Annotated in this window: 12 protein-coding genes, 1 tRNA gene and 1 pseudogene; 6 read left to right on the forward strand and 8 right to left on the reverse strand. The window is 61.9% G+C overall.

Annotated elements, in window-relative coordinates:
* Positions 1–41: 41 nt before the first annotated feature.
* Positions 42–2,312 (reverse strand): DNA helicase PcrA, encoded by a 2,271-nt coding sequence (pcrA, locus tag AC27E8_RS15055; protein WP_487100112.1) that lies wholly within the window; start codon positions 2,310–2,312, stop codon positions 42–44.
* Between the two features lie 109 nt (positions 2,313–2,421).
* Between pcrA and AC27E8_RS15060 the strand changes: the two genes are divergently transcribed.
* Positions 2,422–2,925, forward strand: coding sequence for a GNAT family N-acetyltransferase (locus AC27E8_RS15060; protein WP_487100114.1), 504 nt, complete (start codon positions 2,422–2,424; stop codon positions 2,923–2,925).
* A gap of 10 nt (positions 2,926–2,935) precedes the next feature.
* Here the strand turns inward: AC27E8_RS15060 and AC27E8_RS15065 are convergent, their stop codons facing one another.
* Positions 2,936–3,490, reverse strand: a complete 555-nt coding sequence (locus tag AC27E8_RS15065) for a GNAT family N-acetyltransferase (RefSeq protein WP_487100115.1) — start codon at positions 3,488–3,490, stop codon at positions 2,936–2,938.
* An 86-nt stretch (positions 3,491–3,576) separates the two neighbouring features.
* On the opposite strand from AC27E8_RS15065, the gene AC27E8_RS15070 reads away from it, so the two are divergent.
* Complete coding sequence (locus AC27E8_RS15070) at positions 3,577–4,377, forward strand: dioxygenase family protein (RefSeq protein ID WP_487100116.1); 801 nt, start codon at positions 3,577–3,579, stop codon at positions 4,375–4,377.
* A gap of 78 nt (positions 4,378–4,455) precedes the next feature.
* On the opposite strand, the gene AC27E8_RS15075 is transcribed toward AC27E8_RS15070, so the two are convergent.
* Positions 4,456–5,895, reverse strand: coding sequence for an ISLre2 family transposase (locus tag AC27E8_RS15075; RefSeq protein ID WP_487100117.1), 1,440 nt, complete (start codon positions 5,893–5,895; stop codon positions 4,456–4,458).
* Between the two features lie 196 nt (positions 5,896–6,091).
* On the opposite strand from AC27E8_RS15075, the gene AC27E8_RS15080 reads away from it, so the two are divergent.
* A tRNA-Pro gene (locus tag AC27E8_RS15080) sits at positions 6,092–6,167 on the forward strand.
* 110 nt (positions 6,168–6,277) lie between these two features.
* Here AC27E8_RS15080 and AC27E8_RS15085 read toward each other — a convergent pair.
* Positions 6,278–8,032 carry a chloride channel protein gene (locus AC27E8_RS15085; RefSeq protein WP_195867015.1) on the reverse strand — a complete coding sequence of 585 codons (1,755 nt, stop codon included), beginning with the start codon at positions 8,030–8,032 and terminating at the stop codon, positions 6,278–6,280.
* Positions 8,033–8,241: 209 nt separating this feature from the next.
* Here AC27E8_RS15085 and AC27E8_RS15090 point away from each other — a divergent pair.
* Positions 8,242–9,005: pseudogene (locus AC27E8_RS15090) on the forward strand (SDR family oxidoreductase).
* 34 nt (positions 9,006–9,039) lie between these two features.
* Here AC27E8_RS15090 and AC27E8_RS15095 read toward each other — a convergent pair.
* From AC27E8_RS15095 to AC27E8_RS15110, 4 genes are read right to left on the reverse strand one after another with little or no spacing between them, the layout of a single operon-like run.
* Positions 9,040–9,351 carry an iron-sulfur cluster assembly accessory protein gene (locus AC27E8_RS15095; protein ID WP_487100118.1) on the reverse strand — a complete coding sequence of 104 codons (312 nt, stop codon included), beginning with the start codon at positions 9,349–9,351 and terminating at the stop codon, positions 9,040–9,042.
* A gap of 11 nt (positions 9,352–9,362) precedes the next feature.
* Complete coding sequence (locus AC27E8_RS15100) at positions 9,363–10,946, reverse strand: sensor histidine kinase (RefSeq protein ID WP_487100119.1); 1,584 nt, start codon at positions 10,944–10,946, stop codon at positions 9,363–9,365.
* Entirely contained in the window at positions 10,943–11,650 is a 708-nt protein-coding gene (locus AC27E8_RS15105) for a response regulator transcription factor (protein WP_487100120.1), read from the reverse strand. The genes AC27E8_RS15100 and AC27E8_RS15105 overlap by 4 nt, the downstream gene beginning before the upstream one ends.
* Complete coding sequence (locus AC27E8_RS15110) at positions 11,586–12,047, reverse strand: GtrA family protein (RefSeq protein ID WP_487100121.1); 462 nt, start codon at positions 12,045–12,047, stop codon at positions 11,586–11,588. Before AC27E8_RS15110 ends, AC27E8_RS15105 begins: the two co-directional genes overlap by 65 nt.
* A 212-nt stretch (positions 12,048–12,259) precedes the next feature.
* Between AC27E8_RS15110 and AC27E8_RS15115 the strand changes: the two genes are divergently transcribed.
* Together AC27E8_RS15115 and AC27E8_RS15120 are read left to right on the forward strand one after the other, a co-directional pair.
* Positions 12,260–12,931 carry a cobalamin B12-binding domain-containing protein gene (locus AC27E8_RS15115; protein WP_487100122.1) on the forward strand — a complete coding sequence of 224 codons (672 nt, stop codon included), beginning with the start codon at positions 12,260–12,262 and terminating at the stop codon, positions 12,929–12,931.
* Positions 12,928–13,533: a PAS domain-containing protein gene (locus tag AC27E8_RS15120; RefSeq protein WP_487100123.1), complete on the forward strand. Its 606-nt coding sequence runs from the start codon at positions 12,928–12,930 to the stop codon at positions 13,531–13,533. The genes AC27E8_RS15115 and AC27E8_RS15120 overlap by 4 nt, the downstream gene beginning before the upstream one ends.
* The last annotated feature ends 23 nt before the right edge of the window (positions 13,534–13,556 follow it).

Consider the following 13,556-nt stretch of genomic DNA (forward strand, 5'->3'; position numbering starts at 1 on the left):
CACACTCCTCATCACGGACTGCATGGGATGCTTGCATCCGATTAGGGATCCACCTTGTGAATCGGCGCGAACTTGGCGAAAAGCCGCTTCTCGCCGATGGGATCGTCAAAACGCACCACGAGTTCCAGCGACTCGCCCTCGCCCGATTTGGCGACGATCACGCCGCGCCCCCACTTGCGGTGCTCGACGAGATCGCCAGGCTCGTACGGCACGGACAAATCCGCACCAAACGATCTCGGCACGCTCATCCGCGGCCCGGACGCCGCATCGGCCGCCACGTGCACGGGCGCACGCGCCCCCGCGCGCGCATCGCGCCAACCGCGGCCGAACATCGCGTCTTCCGCGTCCACCCGCTCGATGTCCGACGCCGGCATCTCGGACAGAAAGCGAGACGGCGTGAACGAGCGCCGCTCACCGAACAACATGCGGGAACGACACGTGGTCATGTACACCCGTTCCATCGCCCGCGTGATGCCGACGTAGCAGAGCCTCCGCTCCTCCTCGAGCTCCTCGCCGCCGTCGAGCGCTCGCCGGTGCGGAAACACGCCCTCTTCGAGGCCGATGAGGAACACCACCGGAAACTCGAGTCCCTTCGCGGCGTGAAGCGTCATCACGGACACCTCGTCCACGTCCTCGCGGCGTCCCGGCCGCCCGCCAGGGAGATCCGCGTCCGACACGAGCGCGACGTGCGTGAGGAACTGTTCCAGCGCGCCCATCTCGCCGTCCGACACGCCCTCTTCGTCAAATTCGCGCGTCAGAGACAGGAACTCGTCGAGGTTTTCCAGGCGGTTCTCGGCTTCCATGCTGCGCTCCGCGCGAAGGGCCTCGCGATAGCCCGACCGCTCCAACAGCTCGTCCGTGAGATCCGTCAGTGGCAGGAAGGCGCGCTGGAGTTGCAGCGTCTGAATCAGCTCCACGAACGACTGAAGCGCGGACGCCGCCTTCTTCGAAATGCCTGCTTCGGGAGCGTGGAGCGCCGCCTCAAAAAGAGACGTTCCGCGCTGCCGCGCGTACTCGGCCAGCTTCTCGAGCGTCGTATCGCCAATTCCGCGCTTCGGCACGTTGACCACGCGGAGGAACGACACATCGTCGTTCGGATTGGCGATGAGGCGCAGATAGGCGATCACGTCCTTCACTTCGCGCCGCTCGTAGAAGCGAAGACCGCCGTAGATGCGGTACGGAATCCCGCGCTGCAGAAACGCTTCCTCCAGCACGCGGGACTGGGCATTGGTCCGATACAGGATGGCCACGTCTCGATACTGGCGCCCGTCGGACACCGCTCGCGCAATCTCGTCCGCCACCCAATCGGCCTCCACGCGCTCGTCCGGCGCGACGAACAGCTTCGCCTTCTCGCCTTCGCCCCGATCCGTCCACAGGTTCTTCTCAAGCCGCAGCTGATTGTGCTGGATGACCTGGTTCGCGATGCGAAGGATGCGCCCGGTGGAGCGGTAGTTTTGCTCGAGCCGGATCACGCGCGCATCCGGGTAATCCCTCTGGAACTCGAGGATGTTGCGGATGTCGGCTCCCCGCCAGCCGTAGATGGACTGGTCCGAATCGCCGACGACACACAGGTTGCGGCGCCGCTCGGCGAGCAGCTTGACCAGGACGTATTGGGCGTGGTTGGTATCCTGGTACTCATCGACATGGATATGGCTGAACCGGTGCTGATAATACGCGAGGACATCCGGCACCTTGCGGAAGAGCTCGACCGTCTTTACGAGGAGGTCGTCGAAATCGAGCGCCTGATTTTCGCGCAGCCGCCTCTCGTACGCCAGGTACACGTCGCCCACCATCTTGTCGTACGGCGATCCGGCGAGATCGAGCGCCTTCTCGGCCGAACGCAGCTCGTTCTTGTGCTGGCTGATGGCGGAAAGCACGGCTCGCGGCTCGAACTTCCGCACGTCGATGTTCATCTCCTGCATCAGACGGCGGACGAGTGAGACCTGGTCCGCGGCATCGAGCACGGTGAACGCCGACGTGTAGCCCAGATGATGAATGTCCCGCCGCAGAATGCGCGCGCACATGGCGTGAAAGGTCGACGTCCAGATGTCGGAGGCGACAGGCCCCACTAGGCGCTCAATCCGCTCTTCCATCTCCCGCGCCGCCTTGTTCGTGAACGTGATGGCGAGAATGGCCCACGGCGGCACGCGGCGCTCGGCGATGAGGTACGCAATTCGCCGCGTCAGCACGCTCGTCTTGCCGCTACCCGCGCCGGCGATGACGAGCACCGGCCCGTCGGTCGCCGTAACCGCCTCGCGCTGCTTTTCGTTGAGCCCCTTCAGAATGTCGCTCGCTCCCGCCGTGGCCACCATCCATCACCCTTTGCACGCACCGTTGTGTTATTGATCAGTATAGCAGGTCTGTCCAACGAACGCGATCACGTGTTCGCATCGAAGAGCGGTGCCGAGGAGTAATGAACCCATGGAGCTTTCCCGGACTCACCACACCATTCAAGTGATTCGCCCGCAGCGAGAGGCGGATCGACAGTGGCTCCTCGACTTATGGAACCGCGAATGGGGCGACGAAACGATGGTCTCGCGCGGCAGGGTGTACCGACTGGAAGATGTCGAAGCCGTCATCGCGGTGCAGGGCGGCGCCTATGTCGGTGCCGCCACGTTCGTGGTCCTGGACGAAGAATGTGAGCTGCTGAGCCTGAACAGCCTGGTGGAAGGCATCGGCGTGGGGACGCGCTTGCTGCAGGCGGTGGAAGATGCGGCGAAACAGGCCGGCGCCTCGCGCGTGACGCTCATCACATCGAACGACAACCTGAAAGCGATGCGATTCTACCAGCGGCGCGGCTACCGGTTTCACGCCGTGCACGTGGGCGCCATTGACGAGGCGCGGAAGCAAAAGCCGTCGATTCCGCGCCTCGGCCTCGATGGCATTCCGCTGCACGACGAGATCGAGATGCGGAAAGTTTGGTAGGCGCCTAGCGTCACCGGGCTTGCAGGCTTCGCCACTCTTCCGCGAGCATGCTGTACACGGCGTGATCGACGTAGTGGTCGTACAGCCACTCGGCTTGTCGTTTGCAGCCTTCGTACTGGAAGCCAAGCCGTTCCGCGACGGCCCGGCTCTTGTGGTTGCCTGTCGCGGCGCGGATCTCCACGCGATGGAGGCCGTATTCGCGAAACAGGATGTCGATCACGGCCTTGCAAGCCCGGGTCATGATGCCTTTGCCCTGATATCGCTCGCCCAGCCAATAGCCGACGGTCGTCAACCGATTGGCCCAATCGATAAAATGCAACCCGAGCACACCGGCGATCTTGCCTCGGTACCATAGGCCAATCTCGGCGCCGTTCTGCGCCGCATATCGTTGGAGGCCCGACAGAATAAACGCTCGCGTCTCCTCCGAACTCTGGTTGGCATCGAGAAACGGCAACCACTCGCGCAGGTAGGCGCGCGACTCATCCAACAGTCGGAACAAGGCGTCGGCATCTCTGGGTTCCAACAGCCGAAGCCTCAAGTCATCGTCAATCGTCTGGTAAAACATCGTCCCCTCCCATGACCATCAGGCGTATCTGCATTCCATTCTGAACGGAGAAGAAAAATTCCTCCCACAAGGAGAGAAGTAGCCTTATGACGCGCGTAATGCCAAGTCTGTTTATCGCCCACGGTTCCCCGATGGTGGCGATCGAAGACAGTGTCTACGGACGTTACCTGGACCAGTTGTCGCGCGATCTCCCTGTCCCGCGCTCCATCGTCGTGTTCAGCGCCCACTGGACCGAAGGATGTCAGACCATCTCGGCATCGCCTCAACCCGACACGATTCACGACTTCTACGGTTTCCCAGAGGCGCTGTACCAGATCCGATATCCAGCCCCAGGAGACCCGGCGCTGGCCGTTCGAATCCAAGAACTTCTCGTGAGCGCCGGGATCGAAGCGCGCCTGGACCCGGCCCGCGGCTTCGACCACGGCGTCTGGACGATTCTGTCTCGCATCTTCCCGGATGCGTCCATCCCCGTCGTCTCGATGTCCGTCGATCCGGCGCTTCGCCCGGAACATCAGTTCCAAATTGGCCGGGCGCTCGCGCCCCTGCGACAAGAGGGCGTTTTGATCATTGGAAGCGGTGCGACGGTGCACAACCTGCGTATGCTTCAATGGAACCGGGAGGACGGCCAGCCGGAAGCCTGGGCGGAGGCGTTCGAGCGCTGGCTCGAATCGCGCATCTCCGAAGGGGACGTCGATGCGCTGTTTGCCTACCGCGAAGAGGCGCCGTATGCGGAGTGGGCCGCGCCGTCGTGGGGCGTGGAGCACTTGATCCCGCTATTTTACGCGATGGGTGCTGGTGAAGAGCGGCCACAAGGGAGGCTTATGCATCGCGATTGGCAATACGGCTCACTCGCCAACAGCGTATATGCATTTGGAGAGCTTGTCTGATGGAAAGCATCTCAGGCATCCCTTTTCCACAAGGCCGTGTCAAGTTGTCGTAGGGGAAGACCCCACTGGGTAGATTGATTAGGCCACCGTAAACGAAATCCTGGAAAGTTCACGTAAGACGTACTTCACCCAGGGTCGGTCCGCGTGCGGACCGACCAATGCTGGCATCTGCCTTTCAAGCCACCTCACTGCTTCCTTAGCATGCCTTGTGAGTTCGGCCTCGTTCACTCGCTTCCCATTGGCCAGTTCGTTCGGTTGTACTTCGAAACGAGAAAGCCTACGCACTCGCAGGGGCTCCTGATTCGAGCGAGCTGCGACAAGCCGTACGAGCGCATCCGCCCCTGACTTGCTCCAACGTGCCCCGTGGCGCTTCATCCGGCGCGCCACGTGGTGGAACACTTGACCCTCTATCGTACCCAGACTCACCACGTCACCATCGCTCACGATGCCTTCCCAATTCTTCTCCATGTACGACTTCAGCTTCGAGATACGCTGCTTCTTCGCTCCTTCGCTTTGGCTCTCCGCCTTCCTCAGGACTTTTTCAACCTGTGACCAATCCCCGCTTCCTACCGCATCCCATACCTTCCGGTAGGCCTGCGTCTCCCGCCCCAAGGCCCCAGCTATTGCGCGCCGTAGGTGAAAGGGATCCAATCGATATCGAGCTCCAGGGAGCATCTCGACGCCCTTCTTCGCCCATTCCGCTCCGTCTGCACCGACCCAGCATCGCTTCACACTGGCCCAGTCCCACACGCGCCCAAACGATGCCACTGCCCCCTCCCAGAAGCGTTCGGCCTCCTCAGTCCCCACAACCACCTGCCGATTCATGAGGGCACGCCGCTCACGCCCTTGCTCCTGCTTGCCTTCATACGCCACGGCCACTTTCAGTTCGAAGTGTGATTGACCATCTTCCGCCCTGCGCCCGCGCACGTACACGCCATCCGCTTCCACAAAGAGCGTCTCCACTTTGCTCGTCCCTGATGGAACTTCTCCTTGTTCGAATACCTTCTCGCGCTCCAGTTCCGCTCGGGCGCGCTTCTCCCCTCCGAGCCTCTGCACCTCTTGCCAAATCGCCATCGCGCTGATGTCTGGCACCCACGTCTGGAGAATCTCTGCCGCGCGCCGGTACGACACATCTAACGCCAGCGCGACAGCTTGGTTTCTCAATTTCCCGCTCAATCGACGACGCGGATCGAAACCTGCTGCGTCATCCAACAGAAAGCGGCGTTCGCCCGTCTTTCGATTGCGGTAGTAACGCCGACGATATGTAATCTCTCCCACGTTGGACACGATCGTCCGTGGTTTACACTGAACCAGCTCCCACTCATTTCGGTCACGCTCCGCCGCCAGCTTCTCATCCCAAGCTTCAAGCACCGACGTGATCACCTCGGCCCCCAAACTGGTCAGCGCCCTCGAAATCTCTTCCTCGAGCACCGCAAAATCCCCCGGATGCTGCGAAAGCCTGGCGGCGGTCATCACAAGCGACAGGAAACTTGCATAGCTGCGTCGAATGTTCAACATCAGAGACCTCACCTCTTCATCCGCGCTGCAACGCGGGTTGTTTTGTGCTCAGTGAGGTCTCTTCTCTTTGTCCCCGGAAAATCCTCCCGAGAGCAGCCCCTACTCAAACTTTATACGCTCTTTCCACAAAAAGGCCTTGACGAGGAAGGTGCCCTCTGCTATATTCATTCCTGTCCGCTTTGAGGCGTCAAGGCGACGGAATGTAGCTCAGGTGGTAGAGCGCACGGTTCGGGACCGTGAGGTCGCAGGTTCGAGTCCTGTCATTCCGACCATCCAAGATCAAAAGGGGAGTGTTCCAAATTGGAACACTCCCCTTTTTTCCTGATGACCGCCCGTTTCGAAGCCCAAGATGACCGAACGGTCCCGCCTATTTGAAGACTGCTCAATCCACGCGTCGATACGCACGAATGACATCGGAGGAACCGACCACGCCGATACCCACGTCGCCGCGACAAACGAGCAAATAGGTTACGCCGTGCTCGTTCATCAACGCCAGTGCTTCAGCCAAAGACGCGCGTTCATCGATTCGGATGATATCCGCAGGCAGTAGGTTGCCAATCGGTTCGCCACCCCGGCCAGCTCGAAGCGCCTCCACAATCTGGGCTCTCGCAACGGATCCCACGATGCCACGCTTTGCATCCCGAATCAACGCGAACCATTCGGTCTTTCTCTCAAACGATTCCCAGGCAGATTCAATCGTCGCCCCGGCGTCAAAGACCGTTCTATTGGGTTGGATGACGTCTGCAACGGTGAATGCTTTCATCCGATCAGGCTCGCGTAGACGTACAATGTCAAGCCCACGGCGGAAAAGTTTCATTGTATAAATGTTTTGCGAGGAGATCAGGCCTGCCACAGTGGCCGACAAGACGCTCGTGATCATCAGAGGAAGGATCATGCTATAATCGCCGGTCATCTCAAACAGCATGGTGATGGCTGTAACTGGCGCTTGCGCGCTTCCCGCAAAAACACCCGCCATCCCTATCGCGGCCAGCGCACCAGGACTCACCGCGATATGCGCGTGGGACAGCATGATCCCAACAAGTCCTCCGAGCATCGCTCCTTGATACAGTCCAGGAGAAAATACGCCCCCGGATCCGCCGGCTCCGATGGTAATGGACGTGGCGAGCAGCTTTAAGACAAGGAGGAAACCGAGCAGATAGAGCGGAAGCTGCGCTGAAAGTGCGCGGTCAATTGTGCCATATCCAACGCCGAAGATTTGGGGAAACCATATTCCCATCACACCGACAACAATTCCGCCAATCACTGCCTTCAGCCAAAACGGCCAACGGCGAGCATCAAACCAGTCCTCAACTCGGTACAACACTTTGACGTACAAAATGCCCCACAGCCCAGAAACCAGACCTAAAAGTACATAGACCCAGTATGCACGAAAGGGGCCAACATCGTGGATGGGAATATTAAACGAGGGGTGATTCCCCAAGTAGATACGTCCAATCGAAGCGCTCACCACGCTGGACATCATAATGGCCGTGAAATTCTCTAAAGCAAAACTGCCCAAAATCACCTCTGTCGCAAACATCACGCCGCCAATCGGAGCATTGAACGTCGCCGCAATGCCTGCTCCAGCTCCACACGCAACCAAGAGGCGCAGATATCGCTTTGGCACCCCCAATATCTGCCCAAAAACAGAACCGAAAGCCGAGCCAATTTGAACGATGGGCCCTTCTCGCCCTACGGAGCCGCCCGATCCGATCGTGAGTGCAGAGGCTACCGCTTTGACGACCACCACCCGCGGCCGGATCACCCCGCCTCGCTCCGCAATCGCGGCCATGACTTCCGGCACACCATGCCCCTTTGCTTCAGGAGCAAATCGGCGAACCAGTATGCTCACAATCAGGAGGCCGATGGCGGGAAAGAAAACGACTTCGCCACGGCCAAGCACGCGTAAGTACGACATTGCGCCGCGAAAAAATAGCCAGTTAAAGACATCAATGAGCCTTCGAAAACCCACCGCGCCATAACCTGCCACGACACCTATGGCCACAGCATACAGGAGGAGGACGATGCGCTCCGGGAGCTTTGACGTCAAACGCATATGAACGGACAGCCTAAAAGGGATTCCATGGTTACCATCTTGGTTCTTCGTTGCACACTTTCTCGTGATGCCGAGCCTCATATGCCCCACCCCAGCGCGATCATAGCCCCTCATCGCAGCCAAGTGCAAACATGGACACAGTATGCACGACAGTGGAAGTGTACGTTCCAACCCATCTGTATCTCCTCATCCGTCTGCGGCTTCGCGTCTCCAAAGCCGCAGGATTCCCTCGCGCCATCGCGAATGTTTTCAACGATAAACATTTTTCATGGATAAAGGAGGTCTTCTCCTTGCGCCTGGAAGATCGCGTCGCTGTCATCACAGGTGCGCCTCGGGGATGGGCCGCGCGATGGCCGTCCTGTTTGCGAAGGAAGGGGCGCGCGTGCTCGCGGCCGACATCGCCGCCGAAGGTCTGGCATCCGTCGCCGACGAAATCCGCAGCGCGGGCGGCCACGTCGAGACCTGCGTCGCCAACGTGGCCTCGGCGGACGATGTGGACGGGATGATTCAGCGCGCCGTTGACGTGTTCGGCGGGATCGACATCCTCGTCAACAACGCGGGGATCATGGACGGCATGAAACCGGCTCATGAGGTGACGGACGAGCTGTGGGAACGCGTCTTTGCGGTCAATGTCACAGGGCCGATGCGCGCCATTCGCAAATCTCTGCCCCTCATGATGGACAAGGGGCGCGGTGCCATCGTGAACATCGCATCGGTTGGCGGCCTGTTTGGCTCCCGCGCCGGGGCGGCGTACACGGCCTCGAAGCACGCCGTGGTGGGCCTGACCAAGAACGTCGCCTACCAGTATGCGCGCTTTGGGATTCGCTGCAACGCCATCGCGCCCGGCGGCGTGGAGACGAACATCATGGGTTCGAGCCCGAATGTCGATCCGGCTTCCCTCGGGGTTCAGGCGACCATGGCTGGGATGAGCCTCAACCCGCGCACCGGCAAGCCTGAAGAAATCGCCCACGTTGCGCTGTTCATCGCGTCCGACGAAGCGAGCTTCGTGAACGGGGCCGTCGTGATCGCCGACGCGGGCTGGACGGCGTACTGACATGGAGCGGGGCGCCTCGCCAGCGCCCCGCGGTTCACGCCTCCACCTGGATGTTATGCGCGAGCGTCTCATGCGGCGAGCGCAGCACCAGTCCGCTCAAGGGAACGTAGTCGAGTACGAGCGGCTGTTCATCGCCCAACAGCTTTTGTGCCTCCTCATCCACGCGCACGTCATACCCGAGCGACACAGCGAGCGGAGGCGCGCCGTCGGCAATCATGTGAATGTCCACCTGGCAAACGCAACTCACGTGCGCCTCGATGTCGGCCTTCAGCCGAAGCCGGCTGCCTTCCGGCACGCCCATGGCCACCAGCCTTGATTTGGCCGCATCCGTCACCTGCACTTCCATGCCCATCCCTCCTAGGCTCCATCTCCATCCGGCCCCGCGACGGGCAACGTCACCGTGAACACAGCGCCTTGGCCGGGCTCGCTTTCACACGCAATCCGGCCGCCGTGCGCCTCCACAATCGCCTTGCAGATGGCGAGCCCGAGGCCCGCGCCGCCTTTCGCGCGCGATCGCGCCTCGTCCACGCGATAGAATCGCTCAAACACGTGGGGCTGATGCACCTTGGGAATCCCCGTGCCGTTGTCCGCCACCGCGAGCTTGGCCTCGCACCCGTCCGTCCACACGGAGATGACAATTTCGCCGCCCTCTTCCGGCGTGTGCTGCGCCGCGTTCTGCACCAGGTTGAACAACACCTGCTTCAAGGCGTCCGGGTCCGCGAAGACGGCCGGATCGCCCTCGATGCGATACGCCAGCTCGCGAGACCCGCACAGCCCGCGCCACAGCGCGTCGAGCGACATCACCAGCGTTCCGAGCCGCACGCATTCGCGCTTCTCGCCTGCCCACGACGCGCGCACGTCCTCGGCGCGGGCAAGCCTGAGCATCTGGTCAACCAGGCCCGCAAGGCGCCGGGCTTCGCCGTGCATCTGCTGCAGCGCGTCCCGCCACTCCTCTTCCGTAAAGTCCCCGCCCTTTTGCAGCACCTCGAGGTAGCCGCTCAGTGCCGTGAGCGGCGTGCGCAGCTCGTGCGAGGCGTCCGCGACAAACTGCCGCATGCGCTCCTTCGCGTCCCGCTCCGCCCAAAACGCGCGCGCCAGGCGATCCAGCATGCCGTTGAACGACGTGGCGAGCGACCGTACCTCCGCCTGCATGCCCGGGCGCACCTCGAAACGCTCGTCAAGGTTGCCGGCGTCAATGCGCTGCGCGTGCTCCACCACGCGGTGAAGCGGGACGAGCGCCCTGCGGATGAGCGCCCGGTACGCGGCGAGCGCGGCCACCAGCACCGCGAACGCCACCACGCCGTAGAGCAGCATCTGCCGCGCGACTAGCGCGTCGATCTCGCTCGTCGGCACACTCACCTGCGCCAGGCCGAGCGGGCGATCCGGCGGCCCGATGAGGGCTGTCACGACGAGATCGCGCCCGTGGCTCGTCGAGGCGAGCTGATACGCGGACGCCGGCACGCCGAAGTTGAGCATGGCCTCGTACGTCTCGCGCGACAGGACCGGCAGCCCATGCGGCGCGTAGATGGGGTGCACCTGCCCTGATGGATCCACGTACGCGAGGCTGCCGCGCGCCGCGAGAAACGGCAGGGGCCCGAGGCGAAACGGCGGCCCGGATGCCTCGGCGCCACTGGATTCGTTGGCCAGCCAGATCCACGCCTGCGCCGGGACGTCCATGAGCTCCTGATGGAGCGATCTCGCCGTCTCCGCGAGGAGGAACTGGCGAAGAAAGAGCGCCTGCAGGGCGCCGACGAGCGCAATGGCGGCGATCATCACGGCATAGGTGACCAGCGAGAGGTGAAGCGCGAGCGTCGCCGAGCGGAGCCGCACGTACGCCTGGGAAACGGCCGCCAGCAGGCGCCGGGCGAAAGCGCGCACACCTCCAGCGGCCCGCCTCGCCGTGACGGCGGCAACATGCGCGAACCGGGCAACCGCGCTCATGGCAGATCCACCCGGTAGCCCTGGCCGCGGAGGGTGCGAATGAGCGTCCGATCCCGGTCGCCCAGCTTCTCGCGCAGCGCACTGATATAGACCTCGACGATGTTGTCCTGGCCGTTGAAATCGTAGCCCCAGACGTGATCGAGGATCTGCGCCTTGCTCAGCACGAGCCCGTGATTCTGCAGAAGATAGCGCAAAAGCTCGTATTCGGTCGACGACAGCTTCAGGGTTTCGCCGCGGAACGAGATCTCCTTGCGGGCGTCGTCGATCACAAACGGACCGATCTCCTGCTGCTTGAGCAGGCTCGGAAACTGGTTGCGAACGCGAGCGTGAATGCGCGCGAGGAGCTCTTCAAAACTGAATGGCTTGACGACGTAGTCATCGGCGCCGCCGAGAAGCCCTTTGACGCGATCGTCGATGGCATCGCGGGCGGTGAGCAGGATGACGGCGACGTTGCCCATGCCCTTCAGCATCCGGCACACCTCGAAGCCGTCCGGGCCGGGCATCATCACATCCAGAATGCAGACGTGCGGCATGGACTCGCGCGCCTTGGCGATGGCCTCCACGCCGTCCTTGGCCGTGTCGACGGCGTAGCCTTCGCGCCGCAGGCCAAACTCGAGAAATTTGACAATGCTCGGCTCGTCATCGACGACGAGCACCCGAACCTTCGACGGATCGTAGAGCAGCGTTCGCTTGTCCACCGACATCTCGCCAAACCCACCATTTCGATCCCGCGAAATTGAGCGCCAGCGTCCCAAGGGTCACGATGGTCTTCGCCGCAAACAGCGGCCAATCCGCGCGCGTAAGCACCCGCATGGCGGCGAAGGAAAGGATGAGCGACGCGCCATTGACCGCCAAGAACCGGACGATCTCGCCGATGCGGAGCGCGCCAGCGCGGAACGTCACGCCACGATTCCACGCGAAACTGTTCACCATTCCACATGAGTAGGATATCACCTGGGCCACAGGGGCAGCGACGTGGCACAGCGCCGCCAGGACCAGGAACACCCCCGCGTCGACGCACGTGTTGAGCAAACCAACCGCGGCAAACACCGCAAACTGCCGCGGCGCCTGCGCGCTCTGCCTCTGGCTCGCTGTTCTCACCGCATGTCACCCCCGCCATCGTCCACCAGTTAGCCTAACGGCGGCAGCTGAACGGAGGCTGAACGCATTCTGAAGCTCGACTGAAGAAATGGTGCCGGATTCGACAAAATGCGCTATTGATCTCGAATCCGACAGGGACGTATGCTAATGCCAGTTGCTTGTCCCGGCACGGCCAACGTGCGCTCGCACCCACGAGGTAGGTGTTCGACTCGATGCTGTCAGTGTCCAAACTCGTGGAAGCCCTGCTCGAAGGTGATGAAGAGCGAGCCTGGGCCATCGTCGACGCGCACGCCAGGGGCGGCGCGAACAGCGCGTACATCTTCGACGCGCTGCTGGGCGGCGCCATGGTGAGGATCGGTGAGCTTTGGGAAATGAACGCCATCTCCGTCGCGGACGAGCACCTCGCAAGTTCTGTCTGTGAGCGGCTGATGCAGCGCTACGAGAGCGCGTACGTGGAGAAGCCAGAAGGCCCTCCCCGCGGCAGGGCCATGCTGTTTTGCGTCGAGGGCGAACAGCATGATCTGGGCTTGAAAATGGTCGCCACCGCATTTCGCGAGGCGGGATATGTGACGCGCGCGTACGGCCGGAATCTCCCACTGGAGTATGCCCGGCTCGCGGCCATGCGCTGGCATCCGGATATCGTCGGCATTTCCGTATCGATCATCTATCACCTCCCGAAATTGAAAGCGTATGTCGAGGCGTTGGACGCGCTCGCATACCGACCTCAGATCGTGGTGGGAGGCAGGCTCGCCCGCCTGTACGATATACGGCCGTACGTCAACGCCAGAACGCTGGTGTTTCCGGACATCCTCACGCTGCAATCGTGGCTGGAGTCGCCGCGCGCAGTTCCAACATCGTCGCACTGGGGAGCAAGTGAAACATGAGCGTACTTGATCATTTGCCCATTCCGACCTTCTGCATCACGGAGCACTACGCTGTGGTTGGCGCGTCGCAAACCGCCCGACAAGCTTTCGTCGAAGGCAAACACCTCCTCGACATCGTCGACGCGGGCAGCGCCGAGAAACTGAAGCGCTTTGTCCGCCCGGCCATGTCCGGCATCAGGGTGGAACTCAATTTTCTCACCCCCAATGGCATCGGCCTCTTTGACGTGTATCAGCGATGGAGAAACGAGGGCGGAGACGCCATCGGCTACTTGACCTGTGTGCCGCGCCAGTCAGACTTGAATGAGGTCATCGAATCGGTGACCAGGCTGGACAAGCGCCTGCCAAAGCGGCATCCGGGCGGACTTCGGCTCGTCGAACCCGCGCCTTCCGCGCCGTCGATTTGGGAGCACGTCGATCATTCGCTGCGAACGGTTGAGGAGCTCGTCGGCATGTTGCGCGCCGATTTGATTGAGCTCGGCAAGGGCGTCTATGCGGAGTTCGTGTTCAAGGAATTGGACAGCCTGCGGCAGATCATCGCCGCAGAAGGCGGACGCCGCGGCGACAGGCCGACGTTGCTCGCGCCGAGCGCGGTTTCCCGCTGACCTGCGGGCGTCCCTAACATGCG

This window comes from Alicyclobacillus sp. CIJ1, assembly GCF_057538885.1.

What these genes read in the sequence shown, in the direction of transcription:
- pcrA (WP_487100112.1), bottom strand. Translation starts at nt 2,312, where the DNA reads ATGGTGGCCACGGCGGGAGCGAGCGACATTCTGAAGGGGCTCAACGAA.
- AC27E8_RS15120 (WP_487100123.1), top strand. Translation starts at nt 12,928, where the DNA reads ATGAGCGTACTTGATCATTTGCCCATTCCGACCTTCTGCATCACGGAG.
- AC27E8_RS15100 (WP_487100119.1), bottom strand. Translation starts at nt 10,946, where the DNA reads ATGAGCGCGGTTGCCCGGTTCGCGCATGTTGCCGCCGTCACGGCGAGG.
- AC27E8_RS15070 (WP_487100116.1), top strand. Translation starts at nt 3,577, where the DNA reads ATGACGCGCGTAATGCCAAGTCTGTTTATCGCCCACGGTTCCCCGATG.
- AC27E8_RS15095 (WP_487100118.1), bottom strand. Translation starts at nt 9,351, where the DNA reads ATGGAAGTGCAGGTGACGGATGCGGCCAAATCAAGGCTGGTGGCCATG.
- AC27E8_RS15085 (WP_195867015.1), bottom strand. Translation starts at nt 8,032, where the DNA reads ATGAGGCTCGGCATCACGAGAAAGTGTGCAACGAAGAACCAAGATGGT.
- AC27E8_RS15115 (WP_487100122.1), top strand. Translation starts at nt 12,260, where the DNA reads ATGCTGTCAGTGTCCAAACTCGTGGAAGCCCTGCTCGAAGGTGATGAA.
- AC27E8_RS15105 (WP_487100120.1), bottom strand. Translation starts at nt 11,650, where the DNA reads ATGTCGGTGGACAAGCGAACGCTGCTCTACGATCCGTCGAAGGTTCGG.
- AC27E8_RS15065 (WP_487100115.1), bottom strand. Translation starts at nt 3,490, where the DNA reads ATGTTTTACCAGACGATTGACGATGACTTGAGGCTTCGGCTGTTGGAA.
- AC27E8_RS15060 (WP_487100114.1), top strand. Translation starts at nt 2,422, where the DNA reads ATGGAGCTTTCCCGGACTCACCACACCATTCAAGTGATTCGCCCGCAG.
- AC27E8_RS15075 (WP_487100117.1), bottom strand. Translation starts at nt 5,895, where the DNA reads ATGTTGAACATTCGACGCAGCTATGCAAGTTTCCTGTCGCTTGTGATG.